Origin of the sequence: Cryobacterium sp. TMB1-7, assembly GCF_004402435.1 — a bacterium.
GTDB lineage: Bacteria > Actinomycetota > Actinomycetes > Actinomycetales > Microbacteriaceae > Cryobacterium > Cryobacterium zongtaii.
Window position 1 is genome coordinate 188,933 of record NZ_SOFZ01000022.1, and the last position, 19,430, is coordinate 208,362.

The window sequence follows — 19,430 nt, forward strand, 5'->3', positions numbered from 1 at the left end:
GGTGCAGCGCCGCACTCCCCAGCCGCAACTTACTGCTCTGCGGCGGATGCGGCTAGAGTGCCGCGGCCTGCGGGGCCGGGCTCAGCGGCACGTACCGGCGACGGCGATCTGCTCGTCGGTGGGGCGGCCGTAGGCCTCGATGCCCGACCCAGGTTCGTCGAAGCCCTGGCTGATCGACCAGGCCGTGGCCCAGGCCTCCTGATCCTGGCTGAAGGCGGAGCCCGAGAAGAGCGGCCAGCAGTTCTCCCGGTAGACCTGGGTGTGCCCCACCTCGTGGGCGACGACCGCGTGGGCGTCCGAGCCCTCGTACCAGACATTCTCGATCGTGTAGTTGAGGCTGATGATCGACCAGCCGCCATCGGAATCGTAGGTCTCTGCGGTGCCGGAGAGCCAGTCCGCGCCGAGACCGGATACCTCGGGTGCCCAGATGAACTCCAGGGCGATGCCGTTGCTGAGCGAGCGGGCGTACGCTTCGATCTCCCGCCGCACCGCCCAGGCCGGATCGTGGGCCTCGGCCTGGTGGATGGCCTCCGAGGAACGCACCTGCGCCTCGGCATCCGTCATCGAGGTCAGGAACACGGCGTCCCTGGCGCTCGACATGGCGGGATCCCGCGCGTATTCGATCAGCCGGATGAGCGGAACCTGCACCGAACGATTCGAGAGTCGGTTGTCGACGATCGTCTGCTCGGCCCGGGTCGCCGCCGCGGTGAAATATGCCGCCTCCGCCGCATCGAGGTCGTCCCGGCCGGTCGTCGCCGCCTGAGCCGACGCGCGAAGCCGGTCTTCGGCACTCTGTGATTGACCGGTCAGGCCCTCGATGCGCTCGGCCTCGGCCATGGCCTGCCAGGGCAGGCTGTGGTCGTTGTCGCTGACGGGCTCGTCGTTTGCCGGGGGTCTGATCGCTTCGGCGGTGTCGGATGCCTCGATGACGGGTTCGAGCTCGGCCAGGATCTCGCGAAGCGCGTCGGCTTCGGGGAGTGCGTCGGCGGCGAAGGCGGGAGTGGCGGCCACAGCGCGGATTCGCTCGGCGAGCCAGACCAGGTTGCGTGACCTGGCGTCGGAGGCGTTCCTGGCGTCGGTCTCCTCGCCGACTTGGGCGGTGAGCGCAGAGGTTGCCGTCTCGTAGCGGTCCTGAGCGGCTGCGCCCCAACCCCAGAATCCGCCACCGCCCACGGCCACGGCGAGCAGCACGGCTAGCGTCGTCAGGATGGTGCGGCGCGTTCTGGGATGGGGCGTGGGGGCGGACGACGGTTCGACGGCGGGCGCCGCGAGCGTCGGGTCCTGCGTCACGGCTCCCCCTCACGTCGGGATCAGCGTAGCGCCCCCGCCCCCGTGCCCAGCGATACACCGGAGCAAACATCGATTATCGTCAGAGAATGACCGCAACGCTGCCTCAGGTGTCCCTGCGTCCTTTCCTCGACACCGATTCCGCGCAGGTGCTCGCGCTCAACAGCGCCGCCGTGCCCGCCGTCAACGACCTCGACGCCGACGCCCTGGCGGCGCTGATCATTGCGAGCCACAGCGCGATCGTCGTCGTGGCGGATGCCGAGCCGGACACTGTGCTCGGCTTCGCGATTCTGTTCGCGGCCGGCGCCGACTATGCCAGTGAGAATTACCGATTTTTCTCCGGCCGCGCCCGCACCTTCCTCTACGTGGACCGCATCGTCGTGACGGCCGGCCATCGCGGCAGGGGCCTCGGCGCCAGGCTCTACGCGGCGGTCTTCGACACCGCGCGTGCCCTGCCCGCCGATGTGGTGTTCTGCGAGGTCAACCTACGGCCGGCCAATCCCGAGTCGCTGGCCTTTCACGGCCGGCTGGGCTTCACCGAGATCGGGCAGCAGGCCACCAAAAACGACACCGTGGTCGTGTCGCTGCTGAGCGCAGCCGTTCCGAAGGTTCGTTCGGCGTCTGGGCGGTAGCGGGTCCGGCTACGCTGAACCACATGAAGCACGCCAGCGCCGGCACCGGCATCGACCTCACCCCGGCCATCGACGGCTGGGTGGGCGCGCAGCGCTGGTTTGCCGGCAAGGCGCACAGCCCGGTGCTGCGCAGCATCGGCCAGTGGGCGCTGCCGGCCGACGAGGCGGGGGTGCGCATCGCCTGCCACCTGGTGCTCGACACGGCCAGCAGGTTCTCCACGCTCTACCAACTGCCGCTGACCGAGCGCACGGCGCCGTTGCCTGAGTCGTCGGCTCTCATCGCCCAGACGGTGGGTCGTGACGGGCTCCCCCGCTACGTGTACGACGCCCCGCACGATCCCGTCTACGCCGCGGCGCTGCTCGGGTTCATCACCTCGGCCGCGTCGCCATCGTCCGACGACCCGGACGGTGTCACCGCGCGGGGTGAGCTGCTGCGGGCGGGAGTGGGGCCCGCTGACTCGACCCCGTACAGCGTCACGGCCAGCCGGGTCATCAGCGGCGAACAGTCGAACACCTCGATCATCCTCGACGTCGCCGACGAGACCGGCCGGCCCGGTCGCCCGGTGATCTGCAAGGTGTTCAGGGTGGTCGCAGCCGGGTCGAACCCGGATGTCTCGGTGCAGTCGGCCCTGGCCGGCGCCGGATCCAGGTTTGTTCCCGAGCCGATCGGAGCCGTGTCGGGCGAGTGGACGAACCCGCTCTCTGCCGCCCGGCACAGCGGTCACCTCGTGTTCGCTCAGGAGTTCCTGCCCGGGGTCGACGACGCCTGGCGGGTCGCCCTGGCTGCTGCCGCGGCCGGTGACGACTTCAGCATCCCCGCCCACGCCCTCGGAGTCGCGACCGCCGCGGTACACCGGGACCTCGACAGGGTGTTCCCCACCGTGGCGTCCACCCCGGATGTGATCAACCAGTTGTGCCTGACCATGCGGGAACGGTACCGTCTGGCCGCCCGCGAGGTACCGGAGCTGGCCGCGCACCGCGAGGCCATCGAGGCCGTATTCGCCAGGGCGAAGGCGGCGCCGTGGCCGCGGCTGCAGCGCATCCACGGCGACTACCACCTCGGCCAGGTGCTTGATGTGCCCGGGCGCGGTTGGGTGTTGATCGACTTCGAGGGCGAACCTCTGCGCCCGCTCGCCGAACGCTCGCTGCCGGACATCCCGCTGCGCGATGTGGCCGGCATGCTCCGCTCGTTCGACTACGTGGGCGCGACCATCGCCATGCGGGACCCCGCTGCAGCGCCCGCCGCGATCGAGTGGGCGATGACCGCCCGGGCGGCCTTCCTGCTGGGCTACCACGCCGGGGACGGCGACTACCAGGCCGGGACCGCCCATGCCGGGCAGGAGGCCCTGTTGGCCGCGTTCGAACTCGACAAGGCCGTCTACGAGAGCATCTACGAGATCCGCAACCGGCCCACCTGGTTGCCGATTCCGCTGCGTGCGGTGCGGCGCCTCGCCCAGGAGGCCAACGCCGCCGCCCACAGCCCGGGCTGACCTCCCGCGAGTTTCCCCGCTAGGACCGCTTTTTCAGCTCGGGGAACTGGTCGTCGCGCCACTCATCGGCCAGGCGCACGTTCGCTGCCGCGGCCTCGGTCTCCCGCGCCCGCAGCTCCACCCGGCGGATCTTGCCCGAGTTGGTCTTGGGCAGCTCGAAGAACTCCACCCGGCGCACCCGCATGTACGGCGGCAGGCCGTTGCGGGCGTGCCGCAGCACCGCCAGGGCCGTCTCGGCATCCGGCGCCCAGCCCGCCGCAAGGGCCACATAGGCCTTGGCGATGTTCAGCCGGGTGTCGTCGGGGGCGGGCACGACGGCGGCCTCCATCACGGCAGGGTGCTCGATCAGCACGCTCTCCACCTCGAACGGCGAGACCTTGTAGTCGGAGGACTTGAAAATGTCGTCGGTGCGACCGATGAAGGTGAGGTAGCCGTTCTCGTCGCGGATGGCGACGTCGCCGGTGTGGAAGTACCCGTCGCGCAGCACCTCGGCGCTCCGCCGGGTGTCGCCGTGGTAGCCGGACATCAGGTTCGCCGCGGGCGTGCTGAGGTCCAGGCAGATCTCGCCCTCCTCGGTGAGTGCCCCGGTGACCGGGTCGACGAGCACCACGGCAACACCGGGCAGCGGCAGCCCCATCGAACCGGCCTTGAGGACCGAGCCGGGCACGTTGCCCACGATCGCGGTGGTCTCGGTCTGGCCGTAGCCATCGCGGATGGTCAGACCCCAGGCGCGCTGAATCTGGTTGATGACCTCGGGGTTGAGCGGTTCACCCGCCGAGAGGATCTCGCGCAGACTCGCCGGCTTGGCGCCGACATCCGCCTGGATCAGCATGCGCCACACCGTCGGCGGCGCGCAGAAGGTGCTGACGGCGGCGCGGTGCAGCTGGTGGGCCAGCGCGGCGGGGTTGAATCGCGAGTAGTTGTAGATGAACACCGTGGCCTCGGCGATCCACGGCGAGAAGAAGCAGCTCCAGGCGTGTTTGCCCCAGCCCGGTGAGCTGATGGCCAGGTGTACGTCATCGGGGCGGAGGCCCAGCCAGTACATCGTGGTGAGGTGCCCGACCGGGTACGAGGTCTGGCTGTGCACCACCATCTTGGGCTTGCTCGTGGTGCCGGAGGTGAAGTAGATCAGCGACGGGTCGGTGGAGGACACCGCGACGTCGACCTTGTCGGTTTCGGCGCGGTGCGACTCGGCGTAGTCGGTCCAGCCCGCTGCCGGCTCACCGACGCAGATACGTGAGTACTCCCCGGGCACGTCGGCGAACTTGGCGGTGTCCTGGGTGTTGGCGATCACGTGCTGCACGCCGGCGCGCAGCACCCTGTCGGCCAGGTCGTGGCTGCCGAGCACCGTGGAGGTGGGCAGGATGACCGCGCCGACCTTCAGGATGGCGAGCATGGTCTCCCACAGCTCCACCTGGTTGCCGAGCATGAGCATGACGTGGTCGCCCCGGGTGACGCCGTGCTGCACGAGCCAGGTGGCGACCTGGTCGGAGCGGGTGACCATCGCGTCGAAGCTGACCTTCAGTTCGCGGCCGTCTTCCTCGACGATCCACAGGGCGGTCTTGTGGTTGCCGGTGGCGATCACGTCGAACCAGTCGGTGGCCCAGTTGAAGCTGTCGCCCACGTCCGGCCAGACGAAGGCGGCGGCGGCGCCCTGGTGGTCGGCCCGCAGCTCGAGGAGCTGGTCGCGGGCGCGGCGGAAGTTGGTCGTACTCGGGCGCTCAGTCATGGTTCCATCTTCCTCACCCTGGATGCCTCCACGGGCATGGACACCCATCTGGCTGGGAATATGTGCACGAAGGGGTGTTCGGCCAGGCCGAAGCGGGCCAGACTGCGGGCATGGCAGTCGCAACAGCCGTCTCCCCCATGCTCGCCAGGGCCGTCGACACGGTTCCCGAACCGGACAGTGTGCCCGGCGGGTTGAGCTACGAGCCCAAGTGGGACGGCTTCCGCAGCATCGTCACCTTCGACGGCACCAGCAGCACGATCGCCAGCCGCGGATCCAAGATGCTCACCCGGTACTTCCCCGAACTCACCTACGCGTTCGAAGACCTGCTGCCGGAGCCCTGCGTCCTCGACGGCGAGATCGTGCTGCGCACCGGGGACCCGGGCAGCGAACACCTCTCCTGGGAGCAGCTGTCGCAGCGCATCCACCCGGCGGCCAGCCGGGTGCGCCGGCTCGCCGACGAGACCCCGGCCACCTTCGTCGCCTTCGACCTGCTCTCTCGCAATGGTCACAGCCTGCTCGACACCCCGTTCGTCGACCGCCGGGCGGCCCTCGAAGACCTGATCGGCGACCTCGGCGACCCCATCCACCTCACCCGAACCACGCGGGATGTCGCCCTGGCCCGAAGGTGGCTGATCGAGTTCGAGGGCGCGGGCCTTGACGGCATCGTCGCCAAGCCGCTCGCGGCCGTGTACGCGCCGGGCAAGCGGTCGATGTTCAAGGTGAAACACCACCGCTCGGCCGATGTCGTGCTGTTGGGCTACCGCACGCACGTGAGCGGCAGCGGTGTGGGATCGCTGCTGCTCGGCCTCTACGGCGACGACGGTGAACTGCACAGCGTCGGCGGCGCATCCGCGTTCAGCGATGCCTGGCGGCTGCGGCTGATCGACGAGTTGGAACCGCTGGTGCTCCGAGACGAGGAGGGCGCCGTGGTCACCGGGGAGACCGAGCGCAACCGGTTCTCGGCGAACAAGGACACCTCCTTCGTGCGGTTGCAGCCCAGCCGGGTGCTCGAGGTGCGGTACGACCACATGGAGGGCGAGAGGTTTCGGCACACCGTGCAGTTCGAGCGGTGGCGCCCGGACCGGGACGCCCGGTCCTGCACCTTCGACCAGCTGGAACGGCCGATCGACTACGACCTCGGCGACGTGCTGGACTGACCGGCAGGATGACCGGGTGTGACGTCTGGCGCACCCCCGACCAAAGGAGAGCCCCGTGAGCACGGTGGTCATGTACAGCTCGGTGTCGGTGGACGGCTTCATCGCGGACGAGAACGACCAACCCGGACCGCTGTTCGACTGGCTGTCCGGCGGTGACGTCCCAGTGGACGAGAGCGGCGCGGTGACGGTGTCGCAGACGTCCTACGACTACATCCGGCCCTACTGGGACCAGATCGGGGTGACGATCGTCGGCCGTCACGTCTTCGACATCACGGACGGCTGGGACGGGATACCTCCGGGCGGGGTCGACCACGTGGTCGTGGTGACGCACCGGCCGAAGCCAGAGGGCTGGGATGCCGAGGCGCCGTTTCACTTCGTCGACGGGGTGGAGGCGGCAGTGGCCATGGCGCGGGAGCTCGCGGGTGACCGCATCGTCGAGGTCGCCGCCGGCGATGTCGGTGGCCAGGTGCTCGCCGCGGGCCTGGTCGACGAGGTGCGCATGGACGTCGTCCCCGTCGTGTTCGGGTCCGGCAAGCGCTACTTCGGGTCGGTGCACGCACAGCATCTGTTGGAGGATCCGGACGTGGTGATTCAGGGCACCCGGGTGCTCCACCTGCGCTTTCGGATGCGCCGCTGACCGATCACCGACACCGCGGGGTCACGATCGTTCGGTGGCTAGTCCTTGCGGCCGGCGATGAAGTAGGCGATCGGGCCGGCGTAGTTGATCGAGATCACGGCGGCCCAGACACCCTTGGGTCCGTTGACCTTCTTTGCCGGCCGGTGCGCCAGGTCGCTCCAGGCGAGTCCGGCCAGAACCAGCTGCACGAGACCGCCGGCGATGACGCCGGATTTCTGGCCCCCGGTCATCTCGCTCCACTTCCGTGATGCCATGGTTTTCTCCCATCGTTGCCGCGCAGGCACCGGAACTGGCGCAGCGCGTTAGTCGCATCATGCCACCGGCGCACCGCTCGCGCGACGCGCCGGGACATTGAGCTGTCAGTGCCGCTTATGCTGGTGTTCCCCTCTCGCGCGCGTAGACGCGGGCGCCCGCGTAAGAAAGCCACCATGATCGCCGATATCGACACCCTTCCCCCGCTCGTGTTCGGTGAACCGAGCGAGTTCCGCGAACTGATGGTGGCCCTGGTCATGACCGGGGCGAAGACCGGCTCCTCCAACCTGCGGGTCGCCTACGAGATGACCGATGAGGCGCTGCCCACCGTGGGCTCGCTCTACGCCCTGGTCGACTCCGCCAACACGCGCGTCGCCGTGCTCGAGATCCTCGAGGTGGTGGAGACCACGGTTCGTGAGGTCACCCTCGAGCAGGCGCAGCACGAAGCGCCGACGCTCGAGCACTGGCGCACCGTGCACCGCGACTACTGGGAGACCCTGGTTCCCGCCGTCCGCAAGCACCTCGGCGAGCCCGACTGGCAGCTGACGGATGATGAACCCGTGATCAGCAAGGTGTTCAGGGTCGTTTAGCTCGTCGGGGCTGGAAATGCGCGCGGTCCTGGGGCATCATCAGCCGGCGCGACGGGAAGCGGCGATGATGCCGGCCACTACGAGCAGGAGCCCAATGCCCACGACAGCCGTGAGAAGCCAGGTGACCAGGTCGAACCCACCCGGCACCAGCTCACGGGCCGCCATGAACGCCGCGAGCGCGAGCATCAGGGAGCCCCAGAGGATGGTCGCGAAGAGCGGTCGTTGTCTGGGCAGCCGGTCAGGCGTCGGGGAGGAAGTCTCTGCCGTCGGTGAGGTCTTCAGCGGCGTGGTTTCGGTGGGGCTGTTCGGGTCGGTCATGGTGTTCTCCTACGAGCTCAGTGCCGGCTAGCGCAGTGCCGGTTGGTTGATGGTGACCTGGCCGAAGAGCGTCCAGACCCGGACTGTCGTGACGCCGGTGCCGCGGCCCTCGGCCACGACGCGGGAGTCGTGGAACAGCACGCCGCCCCTGTCGAGGTCGTCCATTCCCGTGTAATCCACGCCGCCGGCGAGGCTGCTGGCCTCGACGGCCACGGTGCGGTTGTCGGGCAGCAGCAGCTCAACGTCGCCGAACGCGATCCAGACGTCGACGGTGTGGTCGGCGCCGGCCGGCGCGGTGTCGACATCCGTCAGATCGATCACGGGTGCGCCGGCGAACATCGCGAAGCCGTTGGGGCTGCTGGTGCTGTACTGCCAGGTGGGATCGCCGACGGGGACCACATCGGTTCCCACCGGGATGACGGCGGTCCAGGCCATGGCGCCGGCCAGGACGATGCTGAAGAAGTTCAGCCAGCCGCCCTCCTTGCCCCGTACTCCGGCGACGACGATGCCCAGGGCGATCACGGCGAGCGCGGCGGAGGCACCCACCAGGAAGGCGCTGTTCGACCAGGCCCCGTCGGCAACGAAGGATGCCGCGACGGCTCCCGCGCTGAGGGCGAGACCGGCGACGACGGAGATGAAGCCGGCGCCGAGGTGCTTGCGGCGCTGGATCGCCCGGTAGCTGTGCGGGTCGAAGGTGGACGCCGGGGCAGACTGGCCGGGGTCCGTCCCGTAAGGGGCGGCGGACCCGTAGGGCGCAGATCCGTGCGGCGCTGATCCGGCCGCGCTGGTTTTGCCCGTCAGGTCGTCCCAGAGTGACGGGCCGGCGGCGGGCGGCTCCGGCACCGGCGGAATCGGCGGGATGAAGGTCGCGGTGGGGGTCGGCTGGGACGCACCAGCTGACTCGGACTGAGCGGTCGGCTGAGCCGCGCTCGGCTGCGCCGCTGTGCTGGGCTGGTACCCCCCGGCGGTCTTGCCCCCAGCCGGCTGGTTACGCGGCGACGGCACTCGCTTGGCGATGTAGATCACCAGCACGATGATGCCCGCGGTGAGCCCGATGGCCCAGCTGGTGCGCAGCAGCACCTCCAGCCAGCCGGGCATCCCCCAGACCTCCGGCGGTCCCTGCCACCAGATTCCCTGCATCCACGGGACGAAGGTGAGAAACAACAGCACACCGACGGCGATCATGGCAGGTTCGAAGATCTGCCGGGCGGCTTGCTCCACCAGGCTGCGACCGGACTCATCGGGCATCAACGCCCAGCCCACCGCGTACAGGAAGAAGATCGGGCCACCGAGGATGGCGACCACGACGGCGATGCCGCGCACGATCAACGGGTCGAGACCGGTACGTGCCGCGACGGCCCCGCAGACGCCGGCCAGCCAACGATCCTGTCCACGCACGAAGCCGAGGCCACGCACCCAGTCGAAGAACGCGGCGCCGCCAGGGGCCTGGGGCGGCCGGGTGGCGCTTGGAGCGCCGTACGGGGTCGGCGGCGGGTTGTAGGACGGTGTCTCGGTCATGACTCCATCTTGCTGCCGTGCGGCGCGGCCGACCATGGGGGAAGACCCTGATTGCACCCTGACGAAGCGGTTCGGGGTGCGAGCGAGCAGCCCATGGGTGCTTGGATGGTGCTGTGACCGACCTGCGTCCCACCGACACCCGTTTCACCGGGCACCTCGTGCGGCCACGCCTGCGCATCGTGGCCGGCGTGTGCGCGGGGTTCGCCCGGCACTCCGGCCTGCCCGTCACCTTTGTACGCACCGTGACCTTCGTACTGGCCCTCTGCGGCGGCGCCGGGGTGCTGCTCTACGGCTGGCTGTGGGCCACGACCCCCGACGAATCGGCGGATGGCGCGGCCGGCAGTGCCCCGCACCGGGACCCCCTGCCCAAGGCCGCGCTCACCGGCTCCACCGTGACCCTGCCCGATGCCCGCACCCCGCCGGGCGCCCCGTCCGCCGGTGCGACGTCGGGTCCGGCCGTAGCAACGGCAGGGCCGGAGGCGGATGCCGGCACCCCGGAGCCCCGTCGCGCGCCGGTCACCGAGATCCTGCTGGGGCTCGCGCTGGTCGGTACGGCCGGCGCGTTGATCGCCAACCGGCTCGGCGCCGACCTGCCGCTGGACGCCATCATCCCCGCGATCGTGGCACTGGCGGGCGCCGGGCTGGCCTGGCGCCAGTTCGCCGAGCTGCGCAGCGGCGCCGGTCCCCGCAGCTCCGGCATGCTGGTGCGAGCCCTCGGGGCGCTGGTCCTGGTGGCGCTGGGCATCCTGCTGTTCTTCGTCACCAGCGAGAACCCCAACGTCTGGACCGTCGTCGTGGCGGCCATGTCGGTGCTCGTCGGGGTCGCCGTGGTCGTGGCCCCCTGGGCGGTGCGGCTCACCCGCGACCTCTCCGACGAGCGGGCGGCACGCGAGAGGGAGGCCGGCCGGGCCGAGATGGCCGCGCACCTGCACGATTCGGTGCTGCAGACCCTTGCTCTCATCCAGCAGAAGGCGGGCCCGCACTCGGATGCCGCCAGGCTCGCCCGCGCCCAGGAACGCGATCTGCGGGACTGGCTGTTCACCGGGGCCGCGAACGGTCCGGTCGACCTGGCCGCGGAGCTGCGCGGTATCGCGACCACCGTCGAACGCGACTATGCGGTACACGTGGACGTCGTCGCGGTCGGCTCCGTCGACCGGGAGGTGCCCGAGGCCCTGCTCGCGGCCGCACGCGAAGCAATCCTCAACGCCGCAAGGCACGCCGGCGGCAGTGTGTCGGTGTACGTGGAGTCGTCGCCGACCGCCATCGAGGTCAGCGTCACCGACCGCGGGCCGGGCTTCACGATCGGTGACATCCCAGCCGACCGCATGGGTGTGCGCGAGTCGATCCTGGCCCGCATGCAGCGGGCCGGCGGCGCCGCCTCGGTAAGCCCAGGCCCGAGTGGTACCGGCACCGAGATCCGGCTCTCCCTCCCCCTCGACATCCAGGAAGACACCCCATGAATGACCTCACCGTCGTGATCGTTGACGACCACTCGATCTTCCGGTCCGGGCTGCGCTCGGAGCTGGACCCGGCGCTGCGGGTGCTCGGCGAGGCGGCGACGGTCGACGAGGCCATCGCGGTGGTCGTCGCCACCCAGCCGCGGGTGGTGCTGCTCGACGTGCACCTGCCCGGTGGCACCGGCGGTGGCGGCGCCGAAGTGATCCGGGCCGCCGCGCCGCTGGCTCCGTCGACGCTGTTCCTGGCCCTGAGCGTGTCGGATGCGGCCGACGACGTCGTCACGGTCATCCGTGCCGGTGCCCGCGGATACATCACCAAGAGCGCGTCAGGGACCGAGGTATCGGAAGCCGCCCGCCGGGTGGCCGGCGGGGACGCCGTCTTCTCGCCGCGCCTGGCCGGTTTTGTGCTGGATGCCTTCGGCGCGGTCGCCGGCGAGACCGCGGCGACCACCGACGAGCTCGACAGGCTTTCGGCCAGAGAGCAAGAGGTGATGCGGCTGATCGCCCGCGGTTACGCCTACAAGGAGGTCGCCAGTGCGCTCTTCATCTCCCCCAAGACCGTGGAGACCCACGTGTCAGCGGTGCTCCGCAAGCTGCAGCTCTCAAGCCGGCACGAGCTCACGGCGTGGGCCACGGCGCGCAAACTGCTCTAATGGGTTAGGCCGTGCCGAACCGCTCCACGAAGGCCTTCATGATGGTGGCCGGCTCGGTCACCGTCGAGGCATCGATGGCGGCGATGACCTCGTCATAGGCATCCGGCTCGAAGTAGCCGTTGTCGTGGTAGACCCGCAGCCTGGTGAGGATGCCGGCCTGGGTGAGTTCCGGGTGGAACTGGGTGGCATAGACGTTCCGGCCGATCCTGAACGCCTGAACCGGGCAGTCCTCCCCCGTGGCCAGCAGCTCCGCACCGGTCGGCAGCACCGTGCAGGCCTCCTTGTGGCCGACGAAGGCTTCGAAGGTCGGGGTGATCCGGCCGAAGAGCTGGTCGGCGCTGCCCTCGGGCGTGAGGCTCACCACGATGGGGCCGGCCACCTCCGACCAGGTGTCGTCGACGACGCCGTCGAGGTAGCTGGTGAGCAGGCCGATGCCGTAGCAGGCGCCGAGGAATGGGAAGTCCTGGGCGACCACGTCGTCGAGCAGGCCGGCGAGTTCACCTTCGACGCGGTGCTGCACCGCCGACTTGGTCTCGTCGGCGTCGCTCGCGTTGAACGGGCTGCCGCCCACGATCACGCCGGAGTAGTCGGCGAGGGTGATCGGCGGCATCGGGGCGGCCTCGAGGCGTACCCTGTGCAGCTGCTCGGGCAGCAGGCCGCCGGCGGCCAGGAAGCCGGCGTACTCGTCGTCGGCGGCTTCATCCTCGGAACGGGTCGCCAGCAGCAGAAAGGGCTTCACCGCCCCATGCTACCGAGTCTGGCGGCCAGGGCACCGGATGTGACTCCCGTCTTCTGGCATCGCCCTGTAGGTTTGAGTCGATGAACACTCGAGCCGAGACCAGCCCGATCGCCACCCCGTACGAAGACCTGTTGCGTTTGGTTCTGGAAACCGGCGCCACCAAGGCCGACCGCACCGGCACCGGCACGCTGAGCGTGTTCGGCGCCCAGCTGCGCTTCGACCTCAGCCAGGGCTTCCCGCTGATCACCACCAAGCGGGTGCACTTCCCGTCGCTGGCCTACGAGCTGCTCTGGTTCCTGCGCGGTGAGAGCAATGTGGGCTGGCTCAAGGAGCACGGCGTGCGCATCTGGAACGAGTGGGCCGACGAGCAGGGTGAACTCGGCCCGGTCTACGGCGTGCAGTGGCGCTCCTGGCCCACCCCGGCCGGCGGCCACATCGATCAGATCGCCCAGGTCATCGAGACCCTCAAGACCGACCCGGACTCCCGTCGGATCATCGTCTCGGCCTGGAACGTCGCCGACATCCCCGAGATGGCCCTGGCACCGTGCCACGCCCTGTTCCAGTTTTATGTGGCCGACGGCAAGCTCTCCTGCCAGCTCTACCAGCGCAGCGCCGACCTGTTCCTCGGCGTGCCGTTCAACATCGCCAGCTACGCGCTGCTCACCCACCTCGTCGCCGCGCAGACCGGCCTCGAGGTCGGCGACTTCATCTGGACCGGCGGCGACTGCCACATCTACTCCAACCACCTCGAACAGGTCACCGAGCAGCTGCGCCGCGCCCCGTTCCCGGCGCCCCGGCTGAAGATCACCACCGAGCGCGACAGCATCTTCGACTACGAGTTCGAGGACCTCGAGGTCGTCGATTATGTGCACCACCCCGCGATCAAGGCTCCAGTTGCCGTCTGAGGACGCCCGGATCGGGTTGATCTGGGCGCAGGCGGTCAACGGGGTCATCGGCGACGCCGGCAGCATCCCCTGGCGACTGCCCGAGGACCTCATCCGGTTCAAGGAGCTCACCCTCGGCGGCGCCGTGATCATGGGCCGCCGCACCTGGGACTCGCTGCCGGAACGGTTCCGCCCGCTGGCCGGGCGCGACAACATCGTCGTCACCCGCCAGGAGGACTGGGTCGCCGAGGGCGCCACCGTGCTGCACTCCCTGACGGCCGCGCTGGACTGGGCCGCCCAGGAGTCCGCTGGCGCCCGCCAGCGCGTCTGGATCATCGGTGGCGGCGAGATCTATCGCCAGGCCATGCCGCTGGCCGATCATCTCGAGGTCACCGAGGTCGACGCCGAACCCGTCGGAGACACCCTGGCTCCGGTGATCGACGCCGCGTTCACGCAGACCGCCGTCACCGAATGGCAGACCTCCCGCACAGACCTCCGCTACCGCTTCGTGAGCTACCACCGCGAACCCGCCTAGCCACCAACACACGCCCGGTGAGTTGCCAGTTGGCGCCCCCTGGATGGGCTCGTAGGGGCCGGAACTGGCAACTCGCAACGGTGTGCCACAGTGAGTTGGCAGATGACGCCCTCTCGATGCGCTCGAAGAGGCCGCAACTGGCAACTCGGGAACGTGCGCCTAGCGGTCGGCCGGCGCCAGCTGACGCGCCCGACGCTGCAGGGCCGGCTGAATCCGGAACTGTCCGGTGAGCGCGAGCACCGCGATGACAACGGCCATCACGATCCAGGCCACCCAGCCCAGAGGGCCGAGCGCCACAGGGTCGGCGGAGGTGCCGTCAACGGCCACCAGGAACAGGAAGCCCGCGGCGGCATTGAATGCGCCGTGCGCGAAGACCGCCGGCCACACCGAGCCGGTGCGGAGCCGCAGCCAGCCGATCAGGACGCCATAGAACATGCAGCCACCGATCATGAGGGCGACGCCGAGCAGGTTGGGCTGGGCGAAGTTGTAGCCGAGCAGGATCACCGGGCTGTGCCAGAACCCCCAGACCGCCCCGCTGATCAGCAAGGTCGGCCAGGTGCCCAACGGGCGCAGGGACGGCAGCAGCCAGCCGCGCCAGCCGATCTCTTCGCCCAGCGCGAAGAGACCGTTGAAGATCGCGGCCACCGGGAGCGTCAGCAATTGCAGGAGCACGATGACCCCAACCGGAACCGAGGACGGTGCGGCCGCCCCGGTGGGATCGGCGTCCTGCAGCACCTGCGCGAAGCCGGAGAAGGTCACAAGGTCAAGCTGCACGAGCCCGAGCGCCGCGGCGAGGAACACGCCCGTGATCACCAGCAGGGCACTGCCGAGAAGGCCGAACACGGTCATCCAGAGGGTGCGTTTGAGCGGGCGCAACGGCCACAGGCCGAGGTACTCCGGGATGGATCGGGGGCGGGGGCGCTGCACCACGAGCACCACAAAGAGCGCGGCGATGCCGGGGGTGAACATCATGACCGGCAGCAGGAGTGCGGCGAGCGGGTTGGCCAGTCCGCTGCCGTCCAGCCAGAGTGGGAGGGCCACCAGCCAGGCGAGGCCGCACGCCAGAATCACGAACACCGCCACCGCGGTCCACGGCACCCGATCCGGAAACGGCACCGCCGCCGCGGTGGTCGAGGGTTGTGGATCGCTGAGGGTTGGTGTGCTCATGGCTGCAACGCTAGTCAGCAACCGACCGGCCGACATCCGTCGCGCGGCGGAGATGCCGGGAGCCGCGCTACGGGTCGTGCCGGGCCCGGCTGGGTTGCACCCGCGGGGGTTCGCCGGGCATCTTGGGATAGTCCGGCGGGAAGGGCAGCTCGCCCAGCCCGGCGGCCAGGTCGCGTTCCCACCACTCAAGCAATACGTCGATACGGCCCGGCTTCTCGTGCATCTGCGCCCAGGGATCGCCGGTGCTCTGCAGGCGCTTCGGCACGGTCAGGATGGTGTGCGCTTTGGGGTCGGTGCGCCCCAGTTCGTCCCAGGTGATCGGGCACGACACCGGCGCATGGGCGAGCGCCCGCGGGCTGTAGGCACCGGCCATGGTGCGGTCCCGGTTCGCCTGGTTGAAGTCCACGAAGATGCGGGCCCCGCGCTCTTCCTTCCACCAGTTCGTGGTGACAGTCGTCGGCATCCGCCGTTCGACCTCGCGTGCGGCCGCGATCACCGCATGCCGCACCACCTGGAACTCGCGGTTCGGCTCGATGGGCGCGAAGACGTGCAGGCCGCGATTGCCGGAGGTCTTGACGAACGCGGTGAGGCCCGCCTCGGCGAGCACGGCACGCAGCTCGATGGCCACCGGGATGGCGTCGTCGAAGTCGGTGCCTGGCTGCGGGTCGAGGTCGATGCGCAGCTGGTCGGGGTTGTCGGTGTCCTCTGCCCGCGATGGCCACGGGTGAAAGACCACGGTATTCATCTGCACCGCCCAGACGGCACCGGCCGGTTCGTCGATCACGAGCTGCGGATGGGTGCGCCCGCTCGGATAGACCACCGGCACCGCCCGCACGAACTCGGGGGCGCCCTTGGGCGGGTTCTTCGAGAAGAACTGTTCACCGTCGATCCCGGCCGGAAACCGTTGCAGCGACACCGGGCGGTCGCCGTTGGCCGCGACGAAGGGCTCCCCCACCGCCACGAGGTACTCGGCCAGGTCGAGCTTGGTGATGCCGACCTCCGGCCAGAGCACCCGGCTCGGGCTGGAGATGCGCATGACTCTTTCGCCGTGTGGCCCTTGGACAACAAGCTCCGTCGCTTCACTCGCCATGCGCCCAACCTAACCCGGATCTCCCCCGCAAACCGTGAGTTAAGCCCCAGAAATTCGCGATTTCTGGGGCTTGTCTCCCAGCGCGCGGATGTCTTCGCGCGGCGCAGAATCCGACCTGATGCCCGGCGTCGACCTCGGCGGCGTCGCAACGTTGCTCGGCGAACCCTCGGAGCCGACCACGACACTGTTCATCTCAGCGAGGTCAGACGCCGTAGTCCTCGGCCGGCGAGGAGATGCTGGTGATCGTGCGCTCGGGATTGTCGGTCGACACCCACACCGAGATCGACGAGTTGTCTCGTGGATTCGCGTCGCTTCTGGGGATAGCGACCCCGCCGACGAACACGGTGAAGCTGTCCTCGTCGGTCACGGTGTGCGGATACTGATCGGCGAGCGCAAGCGCCGAGTCGCCGATCTGGATACCGTCTATCGTCGTCAGTGACACGCCGTTCAGTTCCGGCGCCTCGAGAACGACGTAGTAGTTCGAGTCCAGCGGCGCCGTGGCGGGCCAGTCCTCGTCCACTATCCGCAGCCCAGGCCAGTCGTAGCGGGTCTGGGGGCCGGGCTCGACGGTGGGATATTCCCTGTCCACGACCGGGTCGTCGCCGAAGGCCGCGGTCAGGGCGGCGACGACGTCCTCGATCGGGTCGAAGTAGCTGAAGGACACCACGCTTTCGTCGCTCGAGGTCACCTGCATGGCCTCGGGCGTCACAACGATTCCGGTGACGGTGGCGGCGGCCGCGGGTGCTTCCGTCGGCACCGGCGTTGCGGTCGGGCTGGCGACGGATGTCTGTGACGGCTCTGGCGAGGCCGCGGTGCCTGCCGATCCCTCCCCGGCGCAGCCCGTGAGTGCCACCGCCAAAGCCCCGATCAGAACGAATAAACGTGCACGAACCATGGATCTCCCCCGAGATGTCGTCATGTGCTTAGGCTATCGACGGCAGCCCTCGAACGCCCAGAACCGACCACCCCAGTTCGGGGTGGTCGAACCGGTCGAGCCTCTTGCGCGACCTATTGCGCGGCCCCCGCGATGTTGACCATCCAGGCCACTCCGAACTTGTCGACGCACATGCCGAAACTGTCGCCCCACGGCGCGACCTCCAGCGGCATCGTCACCGATCCGCCGTCGACAAGCCGGTCCCAGTAGACACGCAAGACTGCGGCGTCGTCACTGTCGCCGCTGAGCGAGACCGAGTAGTTGTTGCCGGGCGTGTACTCCATGGCGTTCGGGGTGTCCGCCGCCATCAACGACAGGCCGTTCGGGGTGGTGAGCGCCGCGTGCATGGTCTTGTCCTTCTCGCTCGGGTCCTCGCTGGCCTGGTATTCCGCGAACGTGCTGCGCGTCAATTCGCCGCCGAAGATCGAGTGGTAGAACTCCATCGCCTCCTTGGCGTTGTCACGAAATCCGAGATAGGGGTTGAGCTTCGTGCTCATGATGTCTCCTCGCTGCCCGGACCTCGCTGCCCGTGCCATCGGTGGTGGAAGGTGCGTCTGCGTACGCTGCCGATTATCAACCGGACGGCGCAGATGCGCGAGGTGTACGCCGCATCAGCCCGTTCGGGTCAGCACGACTGCGCCGCCGGCAGCAGCTCGGCGGGCACCGGCCGCGAGATCAGGTAGCCCTGCGCGGTGTCGCAGCCCATGGCCCGAAGCAGGTGCAACTGGCCGGGACGTTCCACCCCCTCAGCGGTCACTCGCAGGCCCAGCGCGTGGGCCGTGTCGATGACCCCACCCACCAGAAGCGCATCCTGGGGCGAGTCCTCGATCGTGTCGATGAAGGTCTTGTCGATCTTCACGGTGGTCAGCGGGAGGTCACGCAACATCGCCAGCGACGAGTACCCGGTTCCGTAGTCGTCGAGCGCGATGCTCAGGCCCGCGTCCCGCAACGCCTGCAGCTGGCCGATCGCCCGCGGCAGGTCGGTGATCGCGGACCCCTCGGTGATCTCAACCTGCAGCAGCTCCGCGGGCACCCCATGGGTGGCGAGTGCCGCGAGCACCTGCGGAACCAGGGTGCGGGCGGCCAGCTGCAGGGGCGACACATTGATCGCGATGCTGCGTGGCTCACCCGCATCCAGCCACTGGCGCGCCTGGGCGCACGCCTGGTCGATCACCCACTCACCGATGCGGTGGATGTCGCCGGACAGCTCCGTGATCGGGATGAACTCGGCCGGCGACACCTCACCCAGCACCCTGTCGTTCCACCGCAGCAGAGCCTCGACGGCGGAGCAGTCTCCCGTGACCAGGTCAAGTTGCGGTTGATAGTTCAGTGCGAAGGTGCGGGATTCGAACGCCGCCGTGAGCCGACGGCGGATGAGCGCGTTCCGGGTGATCGGCGCGGCGCCCTGTCCGTCGAGCCTTGCCACTTGGCGTTTGCCGGACTGTTTGGCCTTGATCATTGCTCCGTCGGCGTGTCTGAGCAGCGCGTCGAGCTGGTTCAGCTCCAGTTCGTCGACCACGTCGACGGCCATCGAGACACCTACCGACGCGGATACGTGCAGCAGGTGGCCGTCGCTCGGGAACGGTGCGGTGGCACTGATCAGCACTCGGTCCGCGACGTCGAGGGCCTGGGCCTCCGTCACGTTAACCAGAAGCGCCGCGAATTCGTCCCCGCCCAGCCGGGCCAGAACATCCGTGGGACGCACCAGCCTGCGCAGCCGGTCGGCGAATTCGACGAGGACCTCGTCGCCGGCCCGATGTCCGAAGGTGTCGTTCACGGCCTTGAACCCGTCAAGGTCGATGAACAACACGGCCACGCCGGCCAGGTCATCCGCGGTGAACGTCGAGCCCCGCTCCTCAAGCTGGCGCCGGTTGGCCAGTCCGGTGAGGGAATCGTGCAGTGCGGCGTAGCGGAAGTCGGACGACAGCCGCTCGAACAGCTGGGAGACCGCGACAACACCGGGCCCGGCATCGGTGAGTACCAGCACGTCCCGATATCGGGACTCCTCCGGCAGGGCGAGGATGCGCTGGGCGGCGTGGCCGAGTTCGAGGTGTCCCGGCAGCGAGAAGGAATTCTCCGACACCATATGCGCCGCGGTTGACCTCACGTGCAACCCCCGTCCGTAGCCGAGTCGCCCGGTGAGCGTGTACTCCACGTGCTCGCGCGACAACAGCGCGTATCGTTCACCCTCGTGCACGACCAGGGAGCGGAGCTGGCGCTCGGCCCGGAAAGTCCGGTCGATGTCGGCCAGCGGGGTGTCTCCCGGTACCAGTCGGGCGGGTGTGGCCAGTTCGCCGACGCTGACGGGCCGGTCAGCACGCAGGTCCCGGGCTACAGGCGGAAATTCTAAGCTCATACAAA

20 protein-coding genes are annotated in these 19,430 nt (G+C 69.2%); 9 read left to right on the forward strand and 11 right to left on the reverse strand.

Annotated elements, in window-relative coordinates; genetic code table 11:
* Nucleotides 1–81 precede the first annotated feature (81 nt).
* Nucleotides 82–1,290 (reverse strand): hypothetical protein, encoded by a 1,209-nt coding sequence (locus E3O60_RS09790; RefSeq protein ID WP_134409145.1) that lies wholly within the window; start codon nucleotides 1,288–1,290, stop codon nucleotides 82–84.
* Between the two features lie 86 nt (nucleotides 1,291–1,376).
* On the opposite strand from E3O60_RS09790, the gene E3O60_RS09795 reads away from it, so the two are divergent.
* Nucleotides 1,377–1,919, forward strand: a complete 543-nt coding sequence (locus E3O60_RS09795; protein ID WP_088455919.1) for a GNAT family N-acetyltransferase — start codon at nucleotides 1,377–1,379, stop codon at nucleotides 1,917–1,919.
* Nucleotides 1,920–1,942: 23 nt separating this feature from the next.
* Nucleotides 1,943–3,409, forward strand: a complete 1,467-nt coding sequence (locus E3O60_RS09800; RefSeq protein WP_134497929.1) for a phosphotransferase — start codon at nucleotides 1,943–1,945, stop codon at nucleotides 3,407–3,409.
* Nucleotides 3,410–3,428: 19 nt separating this feature from the next.
* On the opposite strand, the gene E3O60_RS09805 is transcribed toward E3O60_RS09800, so the two are convergent.
* Nucleotides 3,429–5,138, reverse strand: coding sequence for an AMP-binding protein (locus tag E3O60_RS09805; RefSeq protein ID WP_134497931.1), 1,710 nt, complete (start codon nucleotides 5,136–5,138; stop codon nucleotides 3,429–3,431).
* A 110-nt stretch (nucleotides 5,139–5,248) separates the two neighbouring features.
* Here E3O60_RS09805 and E3O60_RS09810 point away from each other — a divergent pair, with 110 nt between their 5' ends.
* Both E3O60_RS09810 and E3O60_RS09815 read left to right on the forward strand, forming a co-directional pair.
* Nucleotides 5,249–6,295, forward strand: coding sequence for an ATP-dependent DNA ligase (locus tag E3O60_RS09810; RefSeq protein WP_088457950.1), 1,047 nt, complete (start codon nucleotides 5,249–5,251; stop codon nucleotides 6,293–6,295).
* A gap of 55 nt (nucleotides 6,296–6,350) precedes the next feature.
* Nucleotides 6,351–6,932, forward strand: coding sequence for a dihydrofolate reductase family protein (locus E3O60_RS09815; RefSeq protein WP_088455916.1), 582 nt, complete (start codon nucleotides 6,351–6,353; stop codon nucleotides 6,930–6,932).
* Between the two features lie 38 nt (nucleotides 6,933–6,970).
* Here E3O60_RS09815 and E3O60_RS09820 read toward each other — a convergent pair whose 3' ends face one another.
* Nucleotides 6,971–7,186, reverse strand: a complete 216-nt coding sequence (locus E3O60_RS09820) for a PLDc N-terminal domain-containing protein (RefSeq protein WP_088455915.1) — start codon at nucleotides 7,184–7,186, stop codon at nucleotides 6,971–6,973.
* 174 nt (nucleotides 7,187–7,360) lie between these two features.
* Here E3O60_RS09820 and E3O60_RS09825 point away from each other — a divergent pair, with 174 nt between their 5' ends.
* Complete coding sequence (locus E3O60_RS09825; RefSeq protein WP_165787912.1) at nucleotides 7,361–7,774, forward strand: ASCH domain-containing protein; 414 nt, start codon at nucleotides 7,361–7,363, stop codon at nucleotides 7,772–7,774.
* A gap of 39 nt (nucleotides 7,775–7,813) precedes the next feature.
* On the opposite strand, the gene E3O60_RS09830 is transcribed toward E3O60_RS09825, so the two are convergent.
* Both E3O60_RS09830 and E3O60_RS09835 read right to left on the reverse strand, forming a co-directional pair.
* Complete coding sequence (locus E3O60_RS09830) at nucleotides 7,814–8,092, reverse strand: hypothetical protein (protein ID WP_088455913.1); 279 nt, start codon at nucleotides 8,090–8,092, stop codon at nucleotides 7,814–7,816.
* A gap of 27 nt (nucleotides 8,093–8,119) precedes the next feature.
* Nucleotides 8,120–9,610, reverse strand: a complete 1,491-nt coding sequence (locus tag E3O60_RS09835; RefSeq protein ID WP_166788887.1) for a PspC domain-containing protein — start codon at nucleotides 9,608–9,610, stop codon at nucleotides 8,120–8,122.
* A 113-nt stretch (nucleotides 9,611–9,723) separates the two neighbouring features.
* Between E3O60_RS09835 and E3O60_RS09840 the strand changes: the two genes are divergently transcribed.
* Together E3O60_RS09840 and E3O60_RS09845 are read left to right on the forward strand one after the other, a co-directional pair.
* Complete coding sequence (locus E3O60_RS09840; protein WP_241993236.1) at nucleotides 9,724–11,070, forward strand: ATP-binding protein; 1,347 nt, start codon at nucleotides 9,724–9,726, stop codon at nucleotides 11,068–11,070.
* Nucleotides 11,067–11,720 (forward strand): response regulator transcription factor, encoded by a 654-nt coding sequence (locus E3O60_RS09845; protein ID WP_088455911.1) that lies wholly within the window; start codon nucleotides 11,067–11,069, stop codon nucleotides 11,718–11,720. The genes E3O60_RS09840 and E3O60_RS09845 overlap by 4 nt, the downstream gene beginning before the upstream one ends.
* A 4-nt stretch (nucleotides 11,721–11,724) precedes the next feature.
* Here the strand turns inward: E3O60_RS09845 and E3O60_RS09850 are convergent, their stop codons facing one another.
* Nucleotides 11,725–12,459: a glutamine amidotransferase gene (locus tag E3O60_RS09850; RefSeq protein WP_088455910.1), complete on the reverse strand. Its 735-nt coding sequence runs from the start codon at nucleotides 12,457–12,459 to the stop codon at nucleotides 11,725–11,727.
* An 80-nt stretch (nucleotides 12,460–12,539) separates the two neighbouring features.
* Here E3O60_RS09850 and E3O60_RS09855 point away from each other — a divergent pair, with 80 nt between their 5' ends.
* Together E3O60_RS09855 and E3O60_RS09860 are read left to right on the forward strand one after the other, a co-directional pair.
* Nucleotides 12,540–13,364 carry a thymidylate synthase gene (locus tag E3O60_RS09855; RefSeq protein WP_088455909.1) on the forward strand — a complete coding sequence of 275 codons (825 nt, stop codon included), beginning with the start codon at nucleotides 12,540–12,542 and terminating at the stop codon, nucleotides 13,362–13,364.
* Nucleotides 13,354–13,878 (forward strand): dihydrofolate reductase, encoded by a 525-nt coding sequence (locus E3O60_RS09860; protein ID WP_241993237.1) that lies wholly within the window; start codon nucleotides 13,354–13,356, stop codon nucleotides 13,876–13,878. Before E3O60_RS09855 ends, E3O60_RS09860 begins: the two co-directional genes overlap by 11 nt.
* A gap of 159 nt (nucleotides 13,879–14,037) precedes the next feature.
* Here the strand turns inward: E3O60_RS09860 and E3O60_RS09865 are convergent, their stop codons facing one another.
* From E3O60_RS09865 to E3O60_RS09885, 5 genes are all read right to left on the reverse strand, one after another.
* Nucleotides 14,038–15,045, reverse strand: a complete 1,008-nt coding sequence (locus E3O60_RS09865; RefSeq protein ID WP_134497935.1) for a CPBP family intramembrane glutamic endopeptidase — start codon at nucleotides 15,043–15,045, stop codon at nucleotides 14,038–14,040.
* 67 nt (nucleotides 15,046–15,112) lie between these two features.
* Nucleotides 15,113–16,135, reverse strand: a complete 1,023-nt coding sequence (gene ligD, locus E3O60_RS09870; protein ID WP_088455906.1) for a non-homologous end-joining DNA ligase — start codon at nucleotides 16,133–16,135, stop codon at nucleotides 15,113–15,115.
* A gap of 202 nt (nucleotides 16,136–16,337) precedes the next feature.
* Entirely contained in the window at nucleotides 16,338–16,988 is a 651-nt protein-coding gene (locus E3O60_RS09875) for a hypothetical protein (RefSeq protein ID WP_134497937.1), read from the reverse strand.
* Nucleotides 16,989–17,143: 155 nt separating this feature from the next.
* The gene (locus tag E3O60_RS09880; protein ID WP_134497939.1) at nucleotides 17,144–17,566 is read right to left on the reverse strand and encodes a VOC family protein; all 423 of its coding nucleotides are present in this window, start codon (nucleotides 17,564–17,566) and stop codon (nucleotides 17,144–17,146) included.
* A gap of 128 nt (nucleotides 17,567–17,694) precedes the next feature.
* Nucleotides 17,695–19,425, reverse strand: a complete 1,731-nt coding sequence (locus E3O60_RS09885; RefSeq protein WP_134497941.1) for a bifunctional diguanylate cyclase/phosphodiesterase — start codon at nucleotides 19,423–19,425, stop codon at nucleotides 17,695–17,697.
* Between the last annotated feature and the right edge of the window lie 5 nt (nucleotides 19,426–19,430).